The organism is Streptomyces sp. NBC_00247, assembly GCF_036188265.1.
GTDB lineage: Bacteria > Actinomycetota > Actinomycetes > Streptomycetales > Streptomycetaceae > Streptomyces.
Window position 1 is genome coordinate 7075476 of the sequence record NZ_CP108093.1, and the last position, 24437, is coordinate 7099912.

At 72.8% G+C, this 24437-nt stretch carries 21 protein-coding genes; 13 read left to right on the forward strand and 8 right to left on the reverse strand.

The window, feature by feature from the left end:
- Window positions 1–9: 9 nt before the first annotated feature.
- Window positions 10–3522 carry a phosphodiester glycosidase family protein gene (locus OHT52_RS30185; RefSeq protein WP_443046725.1) on the forward strand — a complete coding sequence of 1171 codons (3513 nt, stop codon included), beginning with the start codon at window positions 10–12 and terminating at the stop codon, window positions 3520–3522.
- Between the two features lie 182 nt (window positions 3523–3704).
- On the opposite strand, the gene OHT52_RS30190 is transcribed toward OHT52_RS30185, so the two are convergent.
- Window positions 3705–5165, reverse strand: a complete 1461-nt coding sequence (locus OHT52_RS30190) for a PucR family transcriptional regulator (RefSeq protein WP_328723347.1) — start codon at window positions 5163–5165, stop codon at window positions 3705–3707.
- Between the two features lie 108 nt (window positions 5166–5273).
- Here OHT52_RS30190 and OHT52_RS30195 point away from each other — a divergent pair, with 108 nt between their 5' ends.
- From OHT52_RS30195 to OHT52_RS30220, 6 genes are all read left to right on the forward strand, one after another.
- The gene (locus tag OHT52_RS30195; RefSeq protein WP_328723348.1) at window positions 5274–6809 is read left to right on the forward strand and encodes a purine-cytosine permease family protein; all 1536 of its coding nucleotides are present in this window, start codon (window positions 5274–5276) and stop codon (window positions 6807–6809) included.
- A 61-nt stretch (window positions 6810–6870) separates the two neighbouring features.
- A complete protein-coding gene (locus OHT52_RS30200; RefSeq protein WP_328723349.1) occupies window positions 6871–7275 on the forward strand; it encodes a YybH family protein in 405 nt (134 codons plus the stop codon).
- A gap of 16 nt (window positions 7276–7291) precedes the next feature.
- Entirely contained in the window at window positions 7292–8731 is a 1440-nt protein-coding gene (locus tag OHT52_RS30205) for a gamma-aminobutyraldehyde dehydrogenase (protein WP_328723350.1), read from the forward strand.
- Between the two features lie 161 nt (window positions 8732–8892).
- On the forward strand, window positions 8893–9354 hold the full coding sequence (locus tag OHT52_RS30210; protein ID WP_328723351.1) for a hypothetical protein: 462 nt from the start codon (window positions 8893–8895) through the stop codon (window positions 9352–9354).
- 109 nt (window positions 9355–9463) lie between these two features.
- Window positions 9464–10702 carry a DUF4032 domain-containing protein gene (locus OHT52_RS30215; protein WP_328723352.1) on the forward strand — a complete coding sequence of 413 codons (1239 nt, stop codon included), beginning with the start codon at window positions 9464–9466 and terminating at the stop codon, window positions 10700–10702.
- 126 nt (window positions 10703–10828) lie between these two features.
- On the forward strand, window positions 10829–11020 hold the full coding sequence (locus OHT52_RS30220) for a DUF6381 family protein (protein WP_328723353.1): 192 nt from the start codon (window positions 10829–10831) through the stop codon (window positions 11018–11020).
- A gap of 320 nt (window positions 11021–11340) precedes the next feature.
- On the opposite strand, the gene OHT52_RS30225 is transcribed toward OHT52_RS30220, so the two are convergent.
- Window positions 11341–11811: a MarR family transcriptional regulator gene (locus OHT52_RS30225; RefSeq protein ID WP_328723354.1), complete on the reverse strand. Its 471-nt coding sequence runs from the start codon at window positions 11809–11811 to the stop codon at window positions 11341–11343.
- 92 nt (window positions 11812–11903) lie between these two features.
- On the opposite strand from OHT52_RS30225, the gene OHT52_RS30230 reads away from it, so the two are divergent.
- The 5 genes from OHT52_RS30230 to OHT52_RS30250 all read left to right on the forward strand — a co-directional run bounded on the left by OHT52_RS30230 (window position 11904) and on the right by OHT52_RS30250 (window position 18338).
- Window positions 11904–12257 carry an HGxxPAAW family protein gene (locus tag OHT52_RS30230; protein ID WP_328723355.1) on the forward strand — a complete coding sequence of 118 codons (354 nt, stop codon included), beginning with the start codon at window positions 11904–11906 and terminating at the stop codon, window positions 12255–12257.
- 297 nt (window positions 12258–12554) lie between these two features.
- A complete protein-coding gene (locus OHT52_RS30235) occupies window positions 12555–14192 on the forward strand; it encodes an ABC-F family ATP-binding cassette domain-containing protein (protein WP_328723356.1) in 1638 nt (545 codons plus the stop codon).
- A 101-nt stretch (window positions 14193–14293) separates the two neighbouring features.
- Window positions 14294–15943 (forward strand): ABC-F family ATP-binding cassette domain-containing protein, encoded by a 1650-nt coding sequence (locus OHT52_RS30240; RefSeq protein WP_328723357.1) that lies wholly within the window; start codon window positions 14294–14296, stop codon window positions 15941–15943.
- Window positions 15944–16090: 147 nt separating this feature from the next.
- Window positions 16091–17737 carry a phosphoglucomutase (alpha-D-glucose-1,6-bisphosphate-dependent) gene (gene pgm / locus OHT52_RS30245; protein ID WP_328723358.1) on the forward strand — a complete coding sequence of 549 codons (1647 nt, stop codon included), beginning with the start codon at window positions 16091–16093 and terminating at the stop codon, window positions 17735–17737.
- 274 nt (window positions 17738–18011) lie between these two features.
- Complete coding sequence (locus OHT52_RS30250) at window positions 18012–18338, forward strand: hypothetical protein (RefSeq protein WP_328723359.1); 327 nt, start codon at window positions 18012–18014, stop codon at window positions 18336–18338.
- Window positions 18339–18392: 54 nt separating this feature from the next.
- Here OHT52_RS30250 and OHT52_RS30255 read toward each other — a convergent pair whose 3' ends face one another.
- Together OHT52_RS30255 and OHT52_RS30260 are read right to left on the reverse strand one after the other, a co-directional pair.
- A complete protein-coding gene (locus tag OHT52_RS30255; RefSeq protein WP_328723360.1) occupies window positions 18393–19589 on the reverse strand; it encodes a GDSL-type esterase/lipase family protein in 1197 nt (398 codons plus the stop codon).
- 63 nt (window positions 19590–19652) lie between these two features.
- Window positions 19653–20222, reverse strand: coding sequence for a TetR/AcrR family transcriptional regulator (locus tag OHT52_RS30260; protein WP_328723361.1), 570 nt, complete (start codon window positions 20220–20222; stop codon window positions 19653–19655).
- Window positions 20223–20293: 71 nt separating this feature from the next.
- Between OHT52_RS30260 and OHT52_RS30265 the strand changes: the two genes are divergently transcribed.
- Window positions 20294–20785, forward strand: coding sequence for an FBP domain-containing protein (locus OHT52_RS30265; protein WP_328723362.1), 492 nt, complete (start codon window positions 20294–20296; stop codon window positions 20783–20785).
- Between the two features lie 51 nt (window positions 20786–20836).
- On the opposite strand, the gene OHT52_RS30270 is transcribed toward OHT52_RS30265, so the two are convergent.
- From OHT52_RS30270 to meaB, 4 genes are all read right to left on the reverse strand, one after another.
- Window positions 20837–21199, reverse strand: coding sequence for a DoxX family protein (locus OHT52_RS30270; protein WP_328723363.1), 363 nt, complete (start codon window positions 21197–21199; stop codon window positions 20837–20839).
- Window positions 21200–21290: 91 nt separating this feature from the next.
- A complete protein-coding gene (locus OHT52_RS30275) occupies window positions 21291–21614 on the reverse strand; it encodes a hypothetical protein (protein ID WP_328723364.1) in 324 nt (107 codons plus the stop codon).
- 145 nt (window positions 21615–21759) lie between these two features.
- Complete coding sequence (rho, locus tag OHT52_RS30280; RefSeq protein ID WP_328723365.1) at window positions 21760–22899, reverse strand: transcription termination factor Rho; 1140 nt, start codon at window positions 22897–22899, stop codon at window positions 21760–21762.
- A 533-nt stretch (window positions 22900–23432) separates the two neighbouring features.
- Window positions 23433–24431 (reverse strand): methylmalonyl Co-A mutase-associated GTPase MeaB, encoded by a 999-nt coding sequence (gene meaB, locus OHT52_RS30285; protein ID WP_328723366.1) that lies wholly within the window; start codon window positions 24429–24431, stop codon window positions 23433–23435.
- Window positions 24432–24437 lie beyond the last annotated feature (6 nt).

Consider the following 24437-nt stretch of genomic DNA (forward strand, 5'->3'; position numbering starts at 1 on the left):
GGAGGACTTGTGCGTCGACGTCCAGGGCCCGCCGTCCGCTCCGCGCGGGCGTTCGTGTTGTTCGCCACCGTCTGCGGAGTCGCGCTGGGGGTCGTTTCCCCCGCCGCGGCCGACACCACACCCGACCCCCACCCGCGCAACGCGGCCGAGGTCCTGAGACCGGTGGCTCCGCCGGGTGCGAGCGCCCCGACGGGCGCCGGACGATCCGGCGGCCCCGTCATCGACGATCACGGCATCGAGACCGCCCGCACCTCCCGGCCCGTCGCTCCCGGCATCGGCCTCGCCTCGTACGACCGGCTCGAAGCCGACAAGTGGCTCCGCGTCGACGCGCTCACCGTGGACCTGGGCAAGGACGTCCGCGCCGACTACCTCTCCACCGGGAAGGTCAGCGAGCGGCGTACGGTCTCCGAGCTGGCGGCCGGTCACGACCCAGGAGCGGGCCGCCGCACCGTCGCCGCCGTCAACGCCGACTTCTTCGACATCAACGAGACCGGCGCGCCGCAGGGGCCCGGTGTCCGCGACGGCGCCCTCGACCACTCGCCGGCCGCCGGATCCTCCCACGCGGTCGGAATCGGCGCCGGCAACGCCGGGCGGATCCTGGACCTGTACTTCGAGGGAACCCTCACCCTGCCCTCCGGCGACCATCCGCTCGGCGCCTACAACGCGGCCGACGTCCCCGCCGGCTCCGTGGGCGCGTACACCTCCGCCTGGGGCGACGCGGACCGCGCGCTGACCGTGGACGCGGCGCGGCCGGTCGCCGAGGCCGTCGTACGCGACGGCCGGGTGGTCTCCGTGTCGTCGGCACCCGGCAGCGGGCCCGTCCCCGAGGACACCACCGTCCTGGTCGGACGCGAGGCCGGGGCGGAGCTCCTGACGGCGCTGCGGCCGGGCGACCCGGTCGGGCTGACGTACCGGGCGCGCACCGGCGACGACGGCCCGCTGCCGAGCACCGCCGTCGGCGGGCGCGAACCGCTCGTGGTGGACGGAGTCGAGCAGAACCACGACGGCGAGAGCAACAACACCGCGGCGCCCCGCACCGCGGTCGGGTTCTCCCGGGACGGCCGCACCATGCACGTGCTGACCGTGGACGGCAGGCAGGCCGACAGCGGCGGGGCGACCCTCACCGAACTCGGCCGGATGATGCGGGAGGCCGGCGCCTTCAGCGCGCTCAACCTGGACGGCGGCGGCTCCTCCACCCTGGTGGCGCGCGAACCCGGCGGCGACGCCCTCCAGGTGGAGAACAGCCCCTCCGACGGCAGCGAACGCACCGTCCCCAACGGCCTCGCCCTCACCGCGCCGGACGGCAGCGGCACCCTCACGGGCTACTGGGTGGAGACCCGCACGCCCCCGGCCGCCGCTCCGGGGGACGACCCCGTCGCGGGCGGCCACCCCGACCGGGTCTTCCCCGGCCTCACCCGGGCCCTGACCGCCGCCGGGTACGACGAGACGTACGGACCGGCGACAGGCACCCCGCACTGGCGCACCACCGCCCCCGGCGTCGGGACCGTCGACGCGCGCGGCCTGTTCACCGCCCGGCACGGCGGCACGGCCGAGGCCGTCGCCGAGCGGGGGAGGGCCCGGGGCTCGGTCCGGCTCACCGTGCTCGACGAACTGGCCCGCGTGAGCCCCACCACCGAGCGCCTCGGCCTCCAGGGAGAAGGCGCCACCGGCACCTTCGGCATCGTCGGATCCGACGCCCACGGCGACAGCGCCCCGGTCGAACCCCGCGACGTCGTCCTCGACTACGACCGGGCCCTCTTCGCCGTCCGGGACGACGGGCGGGGCGCCTTCACCGTCACGGCCCGCGCCGGTCAGGGCGCCGCGGGGCTCATCACCGCCTCGGTCCACGGCACCACCACCGTGTTGGCCGTCACGGTCGGCCTCGCCGACCAGGCGGTATCCGGCTTCGACGACGCGGACGCCTGGAAATTCAGCCAGGCCCGTGCCGGGGGCTCGCTGGCCGCGACCGAGGACGGGCACACCGGCACGGGGCTGAAGCTCAGTTACGACTTCACCCGGTCGACCGCGACCCGCGCCGCCTACGCGGCCCCGCCGCAGCCGGTCGCGGTCCCGGGCCGTCCCCAGTCCTTCACCCTCTGGATCGACGGGGACGGCAAGGGCGCCTGGCCCACGCTCCATCTCAAGGACGCCGCCGGATCGGACCAACTGCTCCGAGGCCCGTACGTCACCTGGACCGGCTGGCGGCAGGTCACCTTCGCGGTGCCCGCCGGAGCCCCGACGCCGCTCATCGTCCACCGCTTCTACCTGGCCGAGACCGCCGCCGCCGCGCGGTACACCGGCGAGATCGTCATCGACGACCTCGTCGCCCAGGTGGTGCCGACCGCCGACCTGCCCGCCCGGGAGCCGGTGGCCGACCCGCTGATCGACACGGCGGCCGTCACCGAGGGCCGCGAATCCCGGTTCGCGGTGATGTCGGACGCGCAGTTCGTCGCCCGCGACCCCGGCAGCGCGATCGTCGCCCAGGCCCGGCGCACCCTGCGGGAGATCAAGGCCGCGCACCCGGACTTCCTCGTCATCGACGGAGACCTGGTGGACGAGGGGGCGCCCGCAGACCTCGACTTCGCCCGCCAGGTGCTGGACGAGGAGCTCGGCGACGACCTGCCCTGGACCTATGTGCCGGGCAACCACGAGGTGATGGGCGGCTCGATCGGCGACTTCACCGACCGGTTCGGCCCCGCCCACCGCACGTTCGACCACGGGGGCACCCGCTTCATCACGCTCGACACCTCCAGCCTGAGCCTGCGGGGCGGCGGACACGCGCAGATCCGCGAGTTCCGTGAACAACTGGACGCTGCGGCCACCGACCCGGCCATCGGGTCCGTCGTGCTGATCGAGCACGTACCGCCGCGCGACCCCACGGTGCAGAAAGCCAGTCAGCTGGGCGACCGCAAGGAGGCGGCCCTCGTGGAGGAGTGGCTCGCCGGGTTCCGCCGTACGACCGGCAAGGGGGCCGCCTTCATCGGTGGGCACGTCGGGGTGTTCCACGCCTCGCACGTCGACGGCGTGCCCTACCTCGTCAACGGCAACTCGGGCAAAACCCCCTCCGGCCCGGTCGACGGGGGCGGGTTCACCGGCTGGAGTCTGGTCGGGACGGACCGGGTCACACCCGCCGAGCAGGCGGCCGCCCGGCAGCGGCCCTGGGCGGGCGGGCCCGACTGGATCTCCGTACAGACCCGGGCCCACGTCGACGACCTCACCCTCGACGCGCCCACCACGCTCGCACCGGGAGACCGGGCCGAGGTGTCCGCCCGGATCACCCAGGGCACGCGTCAGGTGCCGGTCGCCTTCCCGGTGAGCGCCGACTGGACGGGGTCGCCGAACCTGCGGATCGGGGAGGTCCGCGGAGCGCGTGGCAGGCCCGTCGCCCTCCTCGACCCGGCCACCGGCACGCTGACAGCCCTGCGACCGGGCACCGTCACTCTCGCGGTGACCGTCGACGGCGTCAGCCGCAGCGTCCGCCTCACGATCGCCGCGGAGGGCGCCGGGGAGCCGGCGGCCTGACCTCGTGCGGTCTCGGGGACGTTGATGAGCGTGCGCACGGGCGACTCCTGGCGGCGAGGACAGGCTCGCGGACGGTGCTCCCCGGATTGTCCGGGGTCCGGCCGTCCGCCGTCCGGCGATCCACCCGGTCCGCACATGCGCGGCCGCCTCCGGCCGTGCGGACACCCGTTCGTGCGGCGCGCTCAGACGGTCCGGTCGGCGAGCCCCAGCGTGCCGGCCGCCTGGATCGCCAGCCAGACCTCCGACAGGGCGCCGGTGGACGCCAGGTCGCGATCCGCCAGCGTCCCGAAGCGGCGGAGCCGGTACGCCAGGGTGTTGGGGTGGATGTGCAGCGCGGCGGCAGCGGCCTCGGTCCGCCGGTCCCGCTCCATCCACGTACGGACCGAGACGAGCAGCTGGGAGTCGTGGGCGGCGTCGTACCTGAGCACCTCGCCGAGCACGTTCTCGACCAGGGCCGACAGCACCGCCGGATCGTCCGGCAGCCACCGGCCCGTCAGGTCGTCGCCGTAGCGGACCACCGGCCGTCCCGACTCGGCCGCCTTCGAAGCGGCCCAGACCGCCTCCCGCTGCGCCACCTTCAGTGCCGCGCCCGGCCGGAAGGGGCGGCTCATCCCGGTCGCCGCCACGGGCAGGGTGCCCACCGCCTCCGCGAGTTCCGGCGCGCCGAGCACGTAACGGTCCTCGCCCCGGGTGAGCAGGAGGTGCGGCTGGTCCGCGAGAACGTGCAGGAGCGCCTCGTCGGTGGTGTGGCGCACCACCATCAGGACGGTCTCCCCCTCGATCGAGTGCCGGGCGAGCCGGCGGCGGGCCGCTTCGGGGTCCAGCACTTCCTGGAGCAGCTCGGCGAGGGTCTCCGCACCCTGGCGGCGGAGCGTCTCGCGCTCGTTGCGCACCATCGCCAGCCGCAGCGCGGCCACCGTGGCGATGTGCTGGGCCACCGCGAGCCCGGCGGGCCGGGCACCCTCGCGCTCGTACGCGACGAGGAACCCGGCCGGACCGCCGGGCGCGGGTACGGGCAGTACGAAGCCGCCCGGCACGGTGGGCGGCGCGTCCACGGAGTCCGGCAGTACCGACGGGTCCGGCACCGGGACGCCCGGCAGCAGGGGGCGGCCCTGCGGTGTGCAGAGGTACACGTCGTACCCGGAGAGGCGTTCGAGCCGCCGGAGCAGGGCGGGGGTGTCGAGGTCCTCCGCGACCAGCCAGCGCAACGAGCCGAACACCTGGAGCTGGGCGCCGAGCCGGTGCCGGGCGTCCTCCTGCACCGCCGCGGCGACCTCCTGCGCGACGGCGATGAAGGGAACCGAGAGCGGCACCTCCAGCACCGGGAAGCCCCGCTCCTCGGCCGCCCGGAAGAAGTCGTCGTGCAGGACGGGCATGTGCAGCTGTGCGGAGAGCGCGAGGCCGGAGACCCCGGCGTCGTCCAGACGTTCGAGGTAGGCGCGCTGTGCGGCGCCCGTGGCCGGTACCGCCAGCCCTGCCGTCATGATCAGCTCGGATCCCAGCAGCCAGGGCGTCGGATCGTCCAGCTCGCTGGCGTGCGCCCAGGAGACGGACCGCCCCAGCCCCGCGCCACCCGCCTTCACGGAGAGCTGGAGAGCGGGGAATGAGAGGAGATCTTCCACGGTGAGTTTGTCGCTTGCCACAGAAAGGAGCCTATCGCTCTGTGCCTGACACAATTGTCGCCGATCACCCCGGGCGCCAGACTGTGGGCTCGTCACTGCTGCACGACAAGAACGGAAGGTGACACGCCCGTGACCAGCTCGATCACCGAAATCGAGACCTACGGGGTCGAGCGGATCCCGGACGGGGACCGCACGGCCCGCCCGATCGACCTGTTCCGCCTCGCCTTCGGTGGCGCCAACACGTTCGCGACGTGCGTCCTCGGCGCCTTCCCCATCCTCTTCGGGCTCTCCTTCTGGCAGGGCCTCGCCGCCACCGTCCTCGGCCTGGTCGCCGGGGCGCTGCTGCTGGCACCGATGGCGCTCTTCGGCCCGGCCAACGGAACCAACAACGCCGTCTCCTCCTCCGCCCACCTGGGCGTGCACGGACGCGTCGTCGGCTCCTTCCTCTCGCTGCTGACCGCCGTCGCCTTCTTCTCGATCTCGGTCTGGTCGTCCGGCGACGCCCTCGTCGGCGGAGCCCACCGGCTCGTCCACGTCCCCGAGTCCGACGTGTCGTACGGCATCGCCTACGCGATCTTCGCCGGGCTCGTCCTGGTCGTCTGCGTCTACGGCTTCCGCTTCATGCTGCTGGTCAACAAGATCGCCGTGATGGCCGCCTCCGCGCTCTTCGTGCTCGGTGCCTTCGCCTTCTGGGGCGACTTCGACCCCGGCTACGCGGGCTCCTTCGCCTCGACCGCCGACCCGCTGTTCTGGCCGTCCTTCATCGGCGCGGCACTGATCGTGCTCTCCAACCCGGTCTCCTTCGGCGCCTTCCTCGGCGACTGGTCCCGCTACATCCCGGCCGGCGCGCCCCGCCGCCGGGTGATGGGCGCCGCGTTCGTCGCGCAGGTCGCCACCCTGCTGCCGTTCCTCTTCGGCCTGGCCACCGCGTCGATCATCGCCTCCAGGGCCGCGAAGTACGTCGACCCGGCCGCCCCGAACTACGTCGGCGGACTGCTCGCCATCTCGCCGGGCTGGTACTTCCTGCCGCTCTGCCTGATCGCCCTCATCGGCGGCCTCTCCACCGGTACCACCTCGCTCTACGGCACCGGCCTCGACTTCTCCAGCGTCTTCCCGCGCTTCAGCCGCGTGCAGGCCACCTTCTTCATCGGCGCGCTCTCCATCGCCTTCATCTTCGTCGGCCGCTTCGCGCTGAACCTCGCCCAGTCCATCTCCACCTTCGCGACGCTGATCATCACCTGTACCGCCCCGTGGATGGTCGTCATGGCGCTGGGCTACGTCACCCGGCGCGGCTGGTACGACCCCGACGCGCTCCAGGTCTTCAACCGCCGCCGGCGCGGCGGCCGGTACTGGTTCGCCCACGGCTGGAACTGGCGCGGCATGGCCTCCTGGCTGGTCTCCGCCGTCGTCGCCCTCCTCTTCACCAACCTGCCCGGCCAATTCGTCGGGCCGCTCGGCGACCTCGCCGACGGTGCGGACATCTCCCTGCCGGTCGGCCTCGTCCTCGCCGCGGTGATCTACCTCGCGCTGCTCACGGCCTTCCCCGAGCCCCGCGCGGTCTACGGCCCGGCGGGCCCCCGCCTCGTCCGCGCCGCCGACACCGAGGTCACACCCATCACGGGCCCGGCCGGAGAACCGGTGGCGACCGCGACCGCCGCCGGCTGACCCCGCGGGCCCGTACAGCCCGCCCGCACAGCTCCCACGCCCCCACCGACAAGGAAACGACATGAGCGAACCCCCCGGACACGAGGACGTGGCCGCCGCCGCCGACGCACTCGTCGCGGCCTTCGCGCAAGGCCGCCTCGACGACTACTTCGGCGCCTTCGCCCCGGACGCGACCTTCGTCTTCCACACCACCCCCCAGCGGCTGACCTCCACCGCCGAGTACCGTGCCCTGTGGCAGCGCTGGGTGGACGAGGACGACTTCCGCGTTCTGGCCTGCACCTCCACCGACCAGCTGATCCAGCACTTCGGGGACACCGCGGTCTTCAGCCACGACGTGGCCACCCGCGTCGCCACGTCCTCGGGCGAGGAGACGCTGCTGGAGCGCGAGACGATCGTCTTCGCCCGCACGGCCGACGGCGGCTGGCCCGCCGTCCACGAGCACCTGTCCGCCCGCACCACCGTCTGACCAGGAGAACCGTTCCATGAGCACCACGTTCCGCAACTACATCGACGGCGTATCCGTGGACGCCGCCGACGGTCGCACCCTCGACGTGGTGGACCCCACCACCGGTGACGTCTACGCGACCTCGCCCCTCTCCGGCCAGGCCGACGTCGACGCCGCCATGGCGGCCGCCGCCGCGGCGTTCCCGGTGTGGCGCGACACCACCCCCGCCGTGCGCCAGCGCGCGCTGCTCAAGATCGCCGACGCGATGGAGGCGCGGGCCGACGAGCTCGTCGCCGCCGAGAGCCGCGACACGGGCAAGCCGCTCCACCTGACGCGGAGCGAGGAACTCGACCCCGCCATCGACCAGGTCCGCTTCTTCGCGGGCGCCGCGCGGATGCTGGAGGGCCGCTCGGCCGGCGAGTACATGGAGGGCATGACCTCCCTCATCCGGCGCGAGCCGGTGGGCGTCTGCGCCCAGGTCGCCCCCTGGAACTACCCGCTGCTGATGGCGGTCTGGAAGTTCGCCCCCGCCCTCGCCGCGGGCAACGCCGTCGTGATCAAGCCCTCCGACACCACCCCCGCGTCGACCGTGCTGATCGCCGAGATCATCGGCGGCGTACTGGCCGGGATGGACCTGCCGCTCGGCATCTTCAACGTCGTCTGCGGCGACCGGGAGACCGGCCGCATGATGGTGGAGCACCCCACCCCCGCGATGGCCTCGATCACCGGTTCCGTCCGGGCGGGCATGCAGGTCGCCGCTTCGGCGGCCAAGGACGTCAAGCGCGTCCACCTGGAGCTCGGCGGCAAGGCCCCCGCGGTCGTCTTCGAGGACGCGGACCTGGAGAAGGCCGTCGAGGACCTGATCGTCGGCGGCTTCTTCAACGCGGGCCAGGACTGTACGGCGGCGACCCGGGTGCTGGTGCACGAATCGGTGCACGACGCGTTCGTCGCGGCCCTGGCGGCAGCGGCCAAGGGCACGAAGACTGGCCTGCCCAACGACGAGGACGTGCTCTACGGCCCCCTCAACAACGCCGGCCAGCTCGCGCAGGTCAGCGGCTTCGTCGACCGCCTCCCGGCGCACGCCACCGTCGAGGCGGGCGGCCACCGGGTCGGTGACAGGGGCTACTTCTGGGCGCCGACCGTCGTCTCCGGCCTTCGCCAGGACGACGAGATCATCCAGAACGAGGTCTTCGGCCCCGTCATCACCGTGCAGTCCTTCACCGACGAGGCCCAGGCCCTGGAGTTCGCCAACGGCGTCGAGTACGCCCTCGCCTCCTCGGTCTGGACCAAGGACCACGCCCGCGCGATGCGGATGTCGAAGAACCTCGACTTCGGCTGCGTGTGGATCAACAGCCACATGGCGCTGGTCGCCGAGATGCCGCACGGCGGGTTCAAGAAGTCCGGCTACGGCAAGGACCTCTCCGCGTACGGATTCGAGGACTACACCCGCATCAAGCACGTCATGACCGCTCTCTGAGCAGGTCCGCGACAGACAGTGCCGCGAGCCCGTCCCCACGGCCCACGCCCCGCCCGGTCCCCGGCGCGGGGCGTGGGCCGTACGGGGCCGCGTCGCCCGGTCGGGTGGCCGGGGCGCCCCGAGCCCGGTACCGGGAGCCCGGGACCGGGCAGGTACCGGGCATGGACGAAGAACACGCCGACCGCCCCGACACCGCCCACCGCCGCCCCGAAGGGGTGAGCGAGGAGACCGTACGTGCCCTGGGCGCCCTCTCCGAGGCGCTGGAGACCACCGAGCGCGCCCGGGGCGCCCTCTACACGTTCCACCAGCTCACCGGCGGCGCCGACTTCCAGCTCGACGAGGCGGTACGGCTCCTGCGCGAGGCCGGCCACGACCCGGCGGCGGACCTGGTCGAACGGGAGATCGTGGGCCGCAACGTCATCCCGGGCCACTGGACGTTCCAGATCGTCGAGGCGTACGACCGCACCTACTACCGCCCTTTCGCCGCGATCGAGCGGCGTCTGACCGGCGAACTCGCGGCAGGACGGACCCACCTGTACGAGGCGGAGCTGAAGGAGGCCCGCCGGACCCGGGGCCGCCCCGACCACACCGCACGCCCGGGCGCCACGCCCGGGGAGGAGTAGGGGAGCGGCAGGGACGGGCCGGGGCCCGCCCCGCACCACCCCGCCCCCCGGCCCGTACGACGGCGTCCCGCACACTGGTGGCCCGTCACCCGTTCGAGCGAGGCGAGCCATGGCTTTGCAGATCAGCGCCACCAACCCGGAACACCCCGCACTCCTTCTGGAGCTGCCGTGGCACCTGCCGCTGGAGGAGTGGCCGGAGAAGTACCTCGTACCGCTGCCGCGCGGCATCTCCCGTCACGTGGTGCGCTACGCCCGCGCCGGGGCGGACGTGATCGCCGTCAAGGAACTCGCCGAACGCCCGGCCGTACGCGAGTACGACCAGCTCCGTACGCTCGACCGGCTCGGGATACCCGCGGTCGACCCCCTCGCCGTGGTCACCGGACGGGCCGGGCCGGACGGGGAGGCGCTGGAGCCCGTACTGATCACCCGGCACCTCAACGGCTCGCTGCCCTACCGCTCGATGTTCGAGACCACGATGCGCCCGTCCACCGTGCACCGGCTGATGGACGCCCTCGCGGTGCTGCTCGTCCGGCTGCACCTCGTCGGATTCGCGTGGGGCGACTGCTCGCTCTCGAACACCCTCTTCCGGCGTGACGCGGGAGCCTACGCCGCCTACCTCGTGGACGCCGAGACCGGCGAGACCCACGAGCGGCTCAGCGACGGCCAGCGGGAGTACGACATCGACCTCGCCCGCGTCAACATCAGCGGTGAGATGCTCGACCTGGAGGCCGCCGGAGCACTCCACCCCTCGGTGGACCCGATCGCGTTCGGCGCCGAGATCTCCCGCCGGTACGCCGCGCTGTGGCAAGAGCTGACCCGTACCTCGGTCTACCCGGCGGGCAAGTACCACTACATCGAGCGACGGGTGCGCCGGCTCAACGACATGGGCTTCGACGTCGCCGAGATGCAGATCGTCAACTCTCCGGACGGCGACACCGTCACCTTCGTGCCCAAGGTCGTCGACGCGGGCCACCATCAGCGCCAGCTGCTGCGGCTGACCGGCCTCGACACCGAGGAGAACCAGGCGCGGCGGCTCCTCAACGACCTGGAGAGCTGGATGGCCACCCAGGACGACTACGCCCCCGGTGACCCGCTCGGGGCACGTACCGAGGTGCTCGCGCACCGCTGGGTCCGCGACCAGTTCAGGCCCACGGTCCGTGCCGTCCCGCTCGACCTGCGGGGCTCCATGGACCCCGCCGAGCTCTACCACGAGCTGCTGGAGCACCGGTGGTTCCTCTCGGAGCGGGCCCAGCACGACATCGGCCTGGAGGCGGCGGTGGCGGACTACAGCGCCGGCAGACGTGCCCGCGCCGAAGTGCCGGGGACCGCGGGGACCGCTGAGGAGTAGCGGCGAGCGGCGGGCGGCGGGCCGGTGGCCGGGCGGAAGGAGGTCCCCGCCGGCCCGCCGAGATGCGTCGGCCCCGTCCTGCTGGTTCGCTGGGAGCGTCGGATGCCCAGCGGACGAGGAGTGGTGATGAGCGGAGCGGACGAACCCGCCAAGCTGGCCCAGCAGATGCGGGAGAAGGCACGACAACTGAGCGAGGCCGCCGAGAAGGCCAGTGACCCCGACGAGCGGCAGCGTCTCGCGGAGAAGGCCCGCAAGATGCGGGACCGCAGCGAGCAGCAGTCCGGAATGAGCAGCGGGGACGTCTACCCGCAGTTGTAGCCCGCGGCCGCAGTACGAGCGCCCCGGCTCGTCCGGGAGGCGGTGCCCGTCCCACCACGGGACGCGCACCGCTTTTTGGCGTGCGGCCCGCGGCCCGCGACGTGCGGTCTACGGCATGCGGTCTACGGCGCGAGGGCGGGACCGACAGGTGTCGGAGACCGCCGGCGCCTACGTCACCGCCGCGGTCGCCGAGCTCACCGGGTTCTTCGCGGAGCACCTGGCCGGCAGACCGCGCGGAGGCGTTCCGGCGGGCGGCATCGGCGCATCGTCGGGCCGCCGGGCCGCACCGGGCCCGACGGCCGAGGCGTCCGGGGCAGCCCTCAGCCCCGCAGTTCGGCGAGGTGGGCACGCATCTCGTCCGCGGCGCGGGCGAACCAGTCCGCCAGCACCGCCGTCTCATCCGGCGAGTAGTCGGCGAAGAGGGCCGTCAGCCGCCGGTAGAAGGGCTCGTACACGGCGACGACCCGGCCCGCCGCGGACTCGTCGGCGACGATCCGGACCCGTCGGCGGTCCCCCGGATCGGGTTGCCGGCGGGCGAAGCCCGCGCGTTCCAGCCGATTGAGCACTCCGGTGATGGCGCCGGTCGTGAGGTCGGCCCGCTCGGCGAGGTCGCCCGCGGTCAGGGCGTCCGGGCCCGCCCCGAGGATGTGCCCGAGACAGGTCAGGTCCGTGACGTTGAGCCCCAGCGACTGGGCGACGTCGCTCTGGCCCACGAGGCTCAGCGCGACGAACCGGTCCATGCGCTGAAGTGCCTTTTCGGCCGAGGCCGAGGGGCGGGGCTTGCCCTCCACGAGCATTCTCCTTAGCATCTAAGTTACTTAGCTCGTGAGATGAAATTTCTTCTCGGAGCCTGCTGCCGCTATTTTCCTGGACGGGGGAAGCAATGAGCGCACACGGTGATGTCGACCTGGGGCACACCCTGGCCGGCTGGACCGGAACGGCCCTCGCCGTCGTCGGGGCCGCCGGAGCGGGAGTCGCCGTATGCGCGGCCTCCCTGCTCGGCGTGGTGCTGGCCGCAGCGGTGACCGTCGCGGCGGGCGTCGCCACGTGGCTGCTGCATCTGGCGGGCTGGGGCAAGCCGGGCGGCCCCCGGCCCGAGGGGGAGTGGAGCTGGCGCGTACGTGACACCGGGGCCCGTGCGGGGCATCCGGAGTGCCTCGGGTGCCGGGTGGCCGGACGCCGGACGGCCCGGGCCCCCGAAGCCCCCGAGTCGCTGGTCGACGCCGTTACCTGCTGAGACGGCCCGAGGCGTGGGGGCGCGGGGCGCCCGTACCGGGCCCTTCGACAATTCCCGGCGACGCGCGGAGCCGGCTGTTATCGTGAAAGACACGTGATCAGCGATGTGATCATCGATGAAGGAGAGCAGCTGTGAAGGGTGACGACGACATCTCCGGGTGACACCCGAAGGTGATCGGCCACCGGTCGGCGCGTTTCCGCGCCGCTGTGATGGCTCCCGTTGTCGTACCCCCACCCCTGTTCGCCGCCGGGCGGCCGCTTCTGAGGCGCGCCCGCATCACGTCACAAGGACGTCTTCATGTCCGCAGCGTTCCTCACCTGCTCGAACCTCTCCTTCTCCTGGCCCGACGGCACGCCCGTCTTCCAGGGCCTCTCCTTCACCGTCGGCGCCGGCCGTACCGGACTCGTCGCGCCGAACGGTGCGGGCAAGAGCACCCTGCTCAAGTTGATCACCGGTGAGTACGAGCCGGCCACCGGCTCCGTCTCCGTGAGCGGAACACTCGGCCACCTCCCGCAGGACCTGCCGCTCACCGGCGGCCTCACCGTGGCCGAGGTGCTCGGTGTCGCCCCCGTGATCCGCGCGCTCGACGCCATCGAATCCGGCGACACCAGCGAGGAACACTTCGCCGTGATCGGGGACGACTGGGACGTCGAGGAGCGCACCCGGGCGCAACTCGACCGCCTCGGTCTCGAAGACGTCACCCTGACACAGCCTCTGGACACCCTCAGCGGAGGGCGGATCGTCTCGCTCGGGATCGCGGCGCAGCTCCTCAAGCGCCCCGACGTCCTCCTCCTCGACGAACCGAGCAACAACCTCGACCTCGACGCGCGCAAGAAGCTCTACGCCGTGATCGAGGAGTGGAACGGCTGTCTGCTCCTGGTCAGCCACGACCGGGAACTGCTCGACCGGATGGACCGCATCGCCGAGCTCGACCGGGGCGAAGTCCGCTTCCACGGAGGCAACTTCACCTCCTACGAAGAGATGGTGCGCGCCGAGCGGGAGGTAGCCGAGAAGAACGTCCGCAGCGCCGAGCAGGAGGTGAAGCGGGAGAAGAGGGAGATGCAGCAGGCGCGCGAACGCGCCCAGCGCCGTTCGAGCAACGCCGCCCGCACCATCAAGGACGCCGGGCTGCCCAAGATCGTGGCGGGTGGACTGAAGCGCAGTGCCCAGGTGTCGGCGGCCAAGGCGGACGGCACGCACGCCGCCCGCGTCGGGGACGCCCGGGCCCGGCTCGACGAGGCCGGCCGCGCGCTCCGCGACGACCAGCGGATCACCCTGGAACTGCCCGGAACCCGCGTCCCGGCCGGGCGGACCGTCTTCCTCGGCGACGGGGTACGGGTCCGCGGCGGCGACCGCGAGCTGTTCGCAGGGGAAGGAGCGCACCTGGAGATCCGTGGCCCCGAGCGGATCGCGCTCACCGGCTCCAACGGGGCGGGGAAGTCCACCCTGTTGCGGATCGTCCAGGGCGGGCAGGAGCCGGAGAGCGGCACGCTCCGGAGGGCCGACGGCCGCATCGCGTACCTCTCCCAGCGCCTCGACCTGCTCGACTCCGCACGCACCGTCGCCGAGCACTTCGCGGCGTTCGCGCCCTCGCTGCCGGAGGCGGAACGGATGACCCTGCTGGCGCGCTTCCTCTTCAAGGGCTCGCGCGCGCATCTGCCGGTGGCGGCGCTCTCCGGCGGCGAGCGACTGCGCGCCACCCTCGCCTGTGTCCTCTACGCCGAACCAGCCCCGCAACTCCTGCTGCTGGACGAACCCACCAACAATCTCGATCTGGTCAGCGTCGGCCAGTTGGAGAGCGCGCTCAACGCCTACCAGGGAGCCTTCGTGGTGGTCAGCCACGACGAGCGGTTCCTCGCGGAGATCCGGATCGACCGGCGGCTCCACCTGGCCGACGGACGGCTCACGGAGGCGGACGCGCCCGGCGACGACTGACCGCCCGGCGTCCCCCACGACCCGGCGTTCCTCTCCGACCCGCCCGCGCCCGAGGCCCTGCCCGACGGGCACCGCAACCGACCTGATCCAGGTGGTCCCCCATGAGCCGACCCGCCCTGCTCGCCCACGACCTCGTCCGTACCCTCGGAAGGCGCCGGGTGCTCGACGGCGTCTCCCTCACCGCCGCGCCCGGCCGCCGCATCGGCCTGATCGGGGAGAACGGCGCCGGCAAGTCCACCCTGCTGAGAATCCTCGCCGGAGTGGACGAACCCGACTCCGGGACCGTCGTCCGCCCCGCCGGACTCGGATATCTCCACCAGGAGATGCCGTACGAGAGAGGGGCGAGCATCAGCGACGTGCTCGACGACGCCCTCGCGGAGTCCCGCGCCGGCCCCGCACGGCTCGACCTGCTCTCCCGGGAGATCGCCGCCGCACCCGAGGGCACGCCCGCCCACGGCGACCTCCTCACCCGGTACGCGCAGTGCCTGGAGCAGGCCGAGGAGCACGAGGCCTGGGACGCCGACCGGCGTGCCGGGCTCGTGCTCGACGGCCTCGGCCTCGGCGCCCTGCCCCACGGACGCACCCTCGACTCCCTGTCGGGCGGGCAGCGGGGACGTCTCGCCCTCGCGGCGCTGCTGATCCGCCGGCCCACCGCACTCCTCCTCGACGAACCCACCAACCACCTGGACGACGAGGCCGCCGCCTTCCTGGAACATCGGCTGTGCGAGATGCCCGGAGCCGTCGTGGTGGCGGGCCACGACCGGGCCTTCCTCGACGCCGTCTGCACCGACCTGATCGACCTCGATCCCGCCGTGCGGGGGCCGGTCCACTACGGCGGCGGCTACACCGCCTACCAGGACCAGCGGCGGGCAGCCCGGGAGAGCTGGCAACGCCGCTTCGAGGAGGAGGAGAAGGAACTCGCCGACCTGCGCGGCGCCGTGGAGGTCACGGCCCACCGGGTCGCCCCGGACCGGGGTCCGCGCGACAACGAGAAGATGGGGTACGGCCACGCCGGGGGCCGCGTCCAGAACCAGATCGCCCGCCGGGTGCGCAACGCCGCCCGCCGGCTCGGCGAACTGGAGCGGCAGCGCGTCCCCGCCCCGCCGGAGCCGCTGCGCTTTCGGACGCCGGGACCGGAACCCGCCGCGCCCGTGAACCCTGGCGAGGACGCCCCGCTGCTCTCCCTCCGCGACGTCCGGGTACCCGGACGCCTCACCCTGGAGCGCCTGGACCTCCACCCCGGCCACCGCCTGCTGGTCACCGGACCGAACGGCGCGGGCAAGTCGACGCTCCTCGCTATCCTGGCGGGCGGACTGACGGCCCCCACCGGCCGGGTGCGCCGCCGGGAGGGTCTCCGGGCCGGACTGCTGGCCCAGGACACGGTGTTCGACCACCCTGGCCGCACCGTCGCACAGACGTACGCCCTCGGGATCGGCGAGGAGCGGGCCGAACGCGTCCCGCTCGCCGGGCTCGGGCTCTTCGCCGTGCGGGATCTCGACAGCAGGGTCAACGAACTGTCGGCCGGTCAGCGCCGCAGGCTCGCCCTCGCCCTCCTCGTCGCGGACCCGCCCGACCTGCTGCTGCTCGACGAACCGACCAACCACCTCTCGCCCCGGCTCGCCGACGAGTTGGAGGAAGCGCTCGGCACCGGCCCCGGAACGGTCGTCGTCGCCAGCCACGACCGGTGGCTCAGGTCCCGGTGGCCGGGTACGGAGCTGCGCCTGCGGGCTCCGGCGGGGGAGCGGACGTGAGGAACGCCGCGTTCGCCCGCGACGGAAACCGGACGCCAGTGCGGGAGGGAGGGGGCAGGATCGGGTACAAATCGTGGTGATCGTCCCCCCGGGTGGTGGCCCGGTCCCGACGGACCGACGACCGCCACCCACGAACGAGGAGAACCGATGGTGCACGCACGGGCCGGTAAACCCGCACAGTCCGACGACCTGGTCGACGTGGCACGGCTGGTGACGGCCTATTACGCCCTCCACCCCGACCCGGCCGAACCCGGCCAGCGGGTGGCCTTCGGCACGTCGGGTCACCGCGGTTCCTCGCTCGCGACCGCGTTCAACGAGGACCACATCGCCGCCACCACCCAGGCGATCTGCGAGTACCGCACCCGCCAGGGCACGGACGGGCCGCTCTTCCTCGGCGCGGACACCCACGCCCTGTCGGAGCCGGCGCGGGTCACCGCCCTGGAGGTGCTCGCCGCGAACGGTGCCACCGTCCTCATCGACTCCGAGGACGGCTACACCCCGACCCCGGCGGTCTCGCACGCGATCCTGACGTACAACCGCGGCCGGACCGAAGGGCCGGCCGACGGGATCGTCGTCACGCCGTCGCACAACCCGCCCGCCGACGGCGGATTCAAGTACAACCCGCCCAACGGCGGGCCGGCCGGCTCGGACGCCACCTCCTGGATCCAGGACCGCGCCAACGAACTGATCGCGGGCGGGCTCAAGGAGGTGCGCCGCGTCCCGTACGCCCGCGCGCTGGCCGCCGGGACGACGGGGCGCCACGACTTCCTCGGCGGGTACGTCGACGACCTGCCGTCCGTACTGAACCTGGACGCGATCCGCGACGCGGGCATCCGGATCGGGGCCGACCCGCTCGGCGGCGCGTCCGTCGGCTACTGGGGCCGTATCGCGGAGACCCACCGCATCGACCTCACGGTGGTCAACCCGCTGGCCGACCCGACCTGGCGCTTCATGACGCTGGACTGGGACGGCAAGATCCGGATGGACTGCTCCTCGCCGTACGCCATGGCCTCGCTCATCGCCCAGCGCGACGCGTACGCCATCTCCACCGGCAACGACGCCGACGCCGACCGGCACGGCATCGTCACCCCGGACGGCGGGCTGATGAATCCCAACCACTACCTGGCCGTCGCCATCCAGTACCTCTACACCCACCGCGACGGCTGGCCCGCCGGGACCGGCATCGGCAAGACGCTCGTCTCCTCCTCGATGATCGACCGGGTCGCCGCCGACCTCGGCCGCCGGCTGGTGGAGGTCCCGGTCGGCTTCAAGTGGTTCGTGGACGGCCTGTTCGACGGCAGCCTCGGCTTCGGCGGCGAGGAGTCCGCCGGCGCCTCGTTCCTGCGGCGCGACGGCCAGGTGTGGACCACCGACAAGGACGGCATCCTGCTCGCCCTGCTCGCCTCCGAGATCGCCGCCGTCACCGGCTCCACCCCGTCCCAGCACTACGCCGAGCTCACCACCCGCTTCGGCGCCCCCGCCTACGCGCGCATCGACGCCCCGGCCACCCGCCAGGAGAAGGCCGTACTCGCCAAGCTCTCGCCCGAGCAGGTCACGGCCGACACCCTCGCGGGCGAGGCCATCACGGCCGTCCTCACCGAGGCGCCGGGCAACGGCGCGGCCATCGGCGGCCTCAAGGTCTGCACCGACAGCGCCTGGTTCGCCGCCCGCCCCTCCGGCACCGAGGACGTGTACAAGGTGTACGCGGAGAGCTTCCAGGGCCCCGACCACCTGAGCCTGGTCCAGGACGAGGCCAAGGCCCTCGTCTCGACGGTCCTGGGCGCCGCGGGCTGACCCCTCCCGTGTGTACGGCCGGTCCCGGTCCGGCGGAACCGGCCGTACACGTGTGTTCCGCCACCGCTCACCGCCAGGCTGCCGCCGGCCCCGGGCCTGGCAGGAGGAAAACCCGGTGAGAGCGGTGAGCGGACCCGGTAAGGTGGTGACCTTCGGCCGGTGGAAGCCGCCCGGAGCCCCCGAGGTCGTGTGGCCGATGACGAACCCCGACGACACTCCGGCGCGACGCCGACTCGACCGTGCCCCGGACCGGTTGGACGTCATATTTCGCGGGATGACCGCCCGCAGCGACGAGAACCAGTGCGACTGCCACTGGGGCACCGAAGAAGAGCTCGCGCGATTGATGGTCCCGGACCTGCTGCTCGACCCGGACCTGCTGCGTCGCACCTGGGACGCCTCCGACTGGAGTGACCACGGCGCGGTGCTGCGCCGGATTCTGCCTCAGTTCGACAGGGCGCTGGTCGGCGGCCGTGTGGAACCCATGTTCGGGATGGACGAGGTCCGACGCTCGTTCGTCCGCGGCGACTGGCAGCGGTGGCCGGCGGATCAGAGCAAGGCGGTGGGGGAGTTCCTGCACGCCTGGTGGTCCCCACACCCTTGAGGCATGGCCGGGCCAGGGCGGCGCCCCGTCACCATCTGACGGGGCGCCGCCCCCTCAGGCGCGCGTGGCCGTGAACGGGCCGTCCGTCGCGAAAGCGAGCGCGGCGAAGCGCTCGCCCATCAGGCGGTGGGTCGCGGCGTCCGGGTGCAGTTGGTCCGGCAGCGGCAGCTCGTCCGCGTCGGCCGGGCCGTAGAGCGCGCGGCCGTCGAGGTGGTGCAGATGCGGGTCGTCCGCGGACCGCTGTGCGACGATCCGGGCCAGTTCCTCGCGTACGACGTTCAGCGTCAGCTTTCCACCCGCGGTCTCGGCCGCGTCGCCCATGGCGACGAACTTCAGCTGTCCCATGCTCAGTTGCGAGAGATCCGGTGCGCTCGGGCCCGGGGTGTCCTCGTGTATCGGGCACAGGATCGGTGAGACCAGAAGCAGCGGGGTGGTGGGGTGGCCCTCGCGGATCGTGTCGAGGAAGCCGTGGACGGCGGGGGTGAAGGCGCGCAGCCGCATCGCGTCGGTGTTGACCAGGTTGATGCCGATCTTGAGGCTGATCAGATCGGCCGGGGTGTCCCGCAGCGTGCGAGCGGTGAAGGGGTCGAGCAGGGCACTGCCGGCCAGCCCCAGATTGATCAGTTCCACGCCACCGAGACGCGCGGCGAGCGCGGGCCAGATGGCACTGGGGCTCGCGGCGTCGGAACCGTGGCTGATCGAGCTCCCGTGGTGCAGCCACACCGGGCGGCCCCGGTCCGGTGCGGGTTCGACGGGGGCGTCGGTGCGCAGCGCGACGAGTTCGGTGGTCTCGTTGTGCGGCAGCCAGATCTCGATGTCCTTGTCGCCCTCGGGCAGACCGGCGAACCGGATCGTCGCGACCGGACCCGGCCGGTGCTCGGTCGATCCGGTGACCATGTCGACGATCACGGTGTTGCCGGTGGACGCGGTGGCCCGGCCCGCGGGGCGGCCGTCGACGAGCAGGTCGTACACGCCGTCCGGGCGCGGCGGCGCACCCGCGTAGGCCCGCTTGGTGGGCAGGGTGTCCAGCTCCAGGGCGGTCGCCCGCGTACGGAAGGCCAGCCGGACACCGGAGGGCTGGGACTCGGCGAAGGCCAGCTGGGGGTCGGCGTACTGGGCGCGCGCCCACGCCGGCAGCCGGTGCGGGAGGACACCGTGCGCGGTGCGCTCCAGATCGAGGGCACCCCGCAGGAGCGCGGCGGTGAGAGGTGTGGTGATCCAGCGGTGCGAAGTGCTCGGTGGAGTGCTCAAGGTGCTCTGCCCGTCGGTCGTCGGTCGGATGGTGGATGTCGCGTGTCGGGAGGGGCCGGCGGCTCAGCGAGCGGCCCAGTTCCTCAGGAGCGCGTCGAGCCGGTCCAGGGCCCAGATCCAGCTCTCCTGGGGGTCCGGGGCGGAGTGGCTGAAGCCGCCGGATGCCTCCAGGCTGACGTATCCGTGGAACACGCTGCCCAGGAGGCGGACGGCGTGTGTCTCGTCAGGCTCCGCGATGTCGTAGCCCCGCAGGATGGCCCGCGTCATCAGCGAGTGCCGGGGTGCCGCGCTCGCGGCGGCCGTCTCCGGGTCGAGCCTGAGCTGGGCCGCCGCGTAACGGCCGGGGTGTTCGCGTGCGTAGTCGCGGTAGACGTCGGCGAAGGCGGTCAGCGCGTCCCGTCCGGCGCGGCCCGCCAGGGCGGCGGCTGCCCGGTCGGCCATTTCCTCCAGTGCGAGCAGAGCGATCCGCGTCCTCAGCTCCTGGGAGTTCTTCAGGTGCGAGTAGAGGCTCGCGACCTTGACGTCGAACTGCCGGGCGAGCGCGGAAAGGGTCACCTGGTCGAAGCCGGCGGTGTCGGCCATCTCCGCCCCCGCCCGGACCAGTTTCTCCGCAGTGAGTCCCGCGCGTGCCATGACCTCCCCCTCATCTGCCTGATCGATTTATTCATTTGCCTACAGGCTTTAGGTAAATTAGCATAGCGTTCATGAATCCGCTGACTGAACAAGAGATCCGCGCCGCGTTCGTGAACTGCAGCAAGGGCGAGGCGAAGCGTCTGGCCGTTCCGCGCGACCTGGCGGACCGCGAGTGGGACGACCTGGACTTTCTCGGCTGGCGCGACCCCCAGGCGCCCGACCGCGCCTACCTCGTCACGGAATCGGAGGGCCGCCCGAAGGCGATCGTGCTGCGCAGCTCCGGCGCGGTGGCCGGCCGCCAGCGACGGAGCATGTGCTCGATGTGCCTGACCACGCACTCGGGCGGCGTCTCCCTGATGGTCGCCCCGAAGGCCGGCAAGGCGGGACAGCAGGGCAACTCGGTGGGCGCCTACCTCTGCAGCGACCTCGCCTGCTCCCTGTACGTCCGGGGCAAGAAGGACGCGGGCCCCGGCGCCCGGCTGCGCGAGTCGCTCACGCTGGAGGAGAAGATCGGGCGGACCTCCGCGAACATCGCCGCGTTCCTCGCCCAGGTGACGGCGTGACGGCGTGACGGCGTGACGGTTGCGAACGGTGCGGGTGCCCGGACGGGCGGCTCACGCCTGCCGGGCGACCCGGCGGGCCCACATCACCAGGGGTACCTGGAGCGGCACGCGCGCGTAGGCCAGGGCGCGTTGCGGTGCGGGGCGGTGGCGCCAGTCGGCCGCCATCTTCACGTTGCCGGGGAGCACGGCCACGAAGAACGCGGCGGCCCCGAGAGCCGCCACACGGCGGGTCCGCGGAGCGAGAACGCCCGCCGCGAGGGCGAGTTCGACGCCGGCGCTCGCGTACGTCCAGGTGCGCGGGGTTCCCGGCAGGGTGCTCGGGACGAGTGAGTCGAAGGGGCGGGGCGCCGCGAGGTGCAGCGCTCCCGCACCGGCCAGCAGAGCGGCCAGGGCGACGGCGGAACGGTGGGTCATGTGGTGCCTCCTGCGGGGGAGTGGCGTACCGGAGGGCCAATCCTGCCCCTGTCGTCCGGCTTCGACGCGCGGGCGGGGGTGAGGAGGGCGCTCAAATCCAGTTGCCCCAGCCGAACGTGGCGATGCAGGCCCGCCGGACGGCGTCCCGGCCGCGACCGCTGCCGATGTGAATCACCGCCAGCGCGAGAAGGAACCACGCCGAGAAGGCGCCGCCGATGATCAAGGTCCATCGTGGGCCGGAGAGACTGGCGACCACGATCAGGGTTATGACCGTCACGCCGAGGCCGATGTGGGCGGCAGGCAGGTCCGAGCGCAGCGCCTCGCGCACGGAGTGGCGTTCTCGCCGCATGTCCTGGGTGTACCGGGCGCGAGCCGCGCCGTCGGCGTCACCCCGGTCGAAGGAGCTGTGCTCCATGCGTGCCCCCCTGCGGATCTTCACCAGTGGCTGTGGTCCCGGCAGACTATGGGCGGCCGTCGCCGGCCGTCACGCCGGGGCCCCGCCCCCTTCCTGATCCGATCCGGGGCAGCGGAGGCCCTGAGGGCGTTCGCCGGTGCCGTGTTCAGGCGCCGGGAACCGTCTGGTGCACCTGCCGCAGGAAGGCCGCGTTGTCGGGCGTCTTGCGGACCTTGTCCAGTACGGCTTCGAGCGCGGCCTTGCTGTCCCGGCCGTGCAGGGCGCGACGCAGTCCGTGCGTTGCCGTCAACTCCGCTTCGGAGAGCAGGAGTTCCTCCCGTCGTGTGCCGGAGGGTGCGATGTCGATCGCAGGGAAGATTCGACGGTCGGCCAGTGCGCGGTCCAGGCGGAGTTCCATGTTGCCGGTGCCCTTGAGCTCCTCGAAGAAGAAGTCGTCCGCGCGCGATCCGGTCTCCACCAGCGCTGTCGCCAGGATGGTCAGCGAGCCGCCCTCCTCGGTCAGTCGCGCCGCCCCGAACAGCTTCTTCGGGCCTTGGAGCGCCGCCGCGTCGACGCCGCCGCTCAGCGTGCGCCCACCGGGGCCCGCCGCGTTGTTGTGGGCCCGGCAGAGCCGGGTGAGCGAGTCGAGGAGGATGACGACGTCCTGTCCCTGCTCCACGAGCCGCTTGCCCCGCTCCACGGCCAGGTTGGCCAGTGCGATGTGCTCCTTCGCCGGACGGTCGAACGTGGAGGCGAGCACGTCGCCGCGCACCGACCGGCGCATGTCCGTGACCTCCTCGGGGCGCTCGTCGAGCAGCACCACCATGAGATGGCATTCCGGGTGGTTCGTCGCGACGGCCGCCGCCAGTTGCTGGAGCAGCACCGTCTTGCCGGTCTTGGGAGGAGCGACGATCAGACCACGCTGTCCCTTGCCGACCGGCGCGATCAGGTCGACGAGGCGGGGCGCCGGTCCGCCCGTACGGGTCTCCAGGCGCAGCCGTTCCCGGGGGTGCAGCGGCGTCAGTTCGTGGAAGTGCGGGCGTGGGCGAAGGGCCTGCGGGGGCAGCCCGTTGACAAGGTCGACGACGGTGAGCGCGCCCGGACGGTCGCAGCCGCCCTGGACGAAGTCGCCCTTGCGCAGCCCGTACCTGCTGATCAACGCGGCCGGGACGCGGACGTCGCCGGGGGCAGGATGCCCGTGCGGTCCGCGCAGCATGCCGTGGCCGCTCTCCGGGGTGTCGAGGACACCGGCGGCGGCGACGGGCGCGTGCTGGGCGGATACGGGGCGTTCGAGTGTGGTGGTCACGGGGATGTCCTTTCGGGGACGGAAGAGTGTGAGAGCCCGGTGCGGGCGGCCCGGAGGCGGTGGTTGCGCGCCTCGACGCGCGCCGCGCGGACCGGCATCGCGGGGAGCGGTGAACGCGTCACGCCGTGTGTGTCACGGGCACGACGGGCCGGCTCGGCGCGTGCGGGAAAAGAAAGATGTGAGTTGCTTCGGGAGCGAGCTGAATCGCGGGTCGTGACTCGACAGGTGCGACAGCGATGAAGAGGAATCGGCACCGGCGTCCCGACGGGGACGTACACGAGTGCTTTTTCGGAGAGTACCACGATGGGAGCTCGCAGGGAACGGTGTTCCGCCTGGTTTCCACGAGCGCGGGCCGTGGCGGGCCCCCGTGACGGGGGAGGGGAGCCCGAGGAGCCGGCGGCGGCCCGGCGCGTCCGCGCGGCGGCCCGCCGCCGGGGCTGCCCCCGCGCGACCGTTACGGGGCCCGCCACGGCCGGGCTTCCAGGGAGTGGACACCCCCGCCCGTAACCCCGCCCGGGCGTCCGGACCGCCCGTCACCCGCGCCCGGAACCGCCCCGGAACGCCGCGAGGATCTCCTCGGCGGCCAGCGTCGCCGTCAGACCGCCCTCGCGCACCCGCCGTTCCAGCTCCGGCGCGCGCGCCCGTACGTCCGGGTGGGAGCGCAGGCTCTCCAGCAGTTCGTCCCGGACCATGCTCCACGTCCAGTCCACCTGCTGCTCGCTCCGCTTCGCCGCCAGGCGCCCCGTCGATTCCAGCAGGGTGCGGTGCTGCACCAAGCTCTCCCACACCGTGTCCAGGCCCGTCGCCTCACGTGCGCTGCAGGTGAGGACCGGCGGGGTCCACGCCGCGTCGGCGGGGTGCATCAGCCTCAGGGCGCCCGCGAGTTCGCGTGCGGCCGAGCGGGCCTCGCGTTCGTGCGGGCCGTCCGCCTTGTTCACCGTGATGACGTCCGCCAGTTCCAGAACGCCCTTCTTGATGCCCTGGAGCTGGTCGCCCGTACGCGCCAGGGTGAGGAGGAGGAAGGTGTCGACCATCCGCGCCACCGCGGTCTCCGACTGGCCGACGCCGACCGTCTCCACCAGCACCACGTCGTAACCCGCCGCCTCCATCACCACCATGGACTCGCGGGTCGCCTTCGCCACCCCGCCCAGCGTGCCGGCCGAGGGCGACGGGCGGACGAACGCGCGAGGGTCCACGGAGAGGCGCTCCATCCGGGTCTTGTCACCCAGGATGGAGCCGCCGGTCCGGGTGGACGACGGGTCCACGGCGAGCACCGCGACCCGGTGCCCCAGCCCCGTGAGCAGGGTGCCGAGCGCGTCGATGAAGGTCGACTTGCCGACCCCGGGCACCCCGCTGATCCCCACCCGACGGGCCCGGCCCGCGTGCGGCAGCAATCTGCTCAGCAACTCCTGGGCCAGCACCCGGTGGTCGGGGCGGGAGGACTCGACGAGGGTGATGGCGCGCGCGACGAACGCGCGCTTCCCGTCGAGTACCCCCTTCGCGTAACTCTCGATGTCGATCGTCGGCGCCATCGGTTC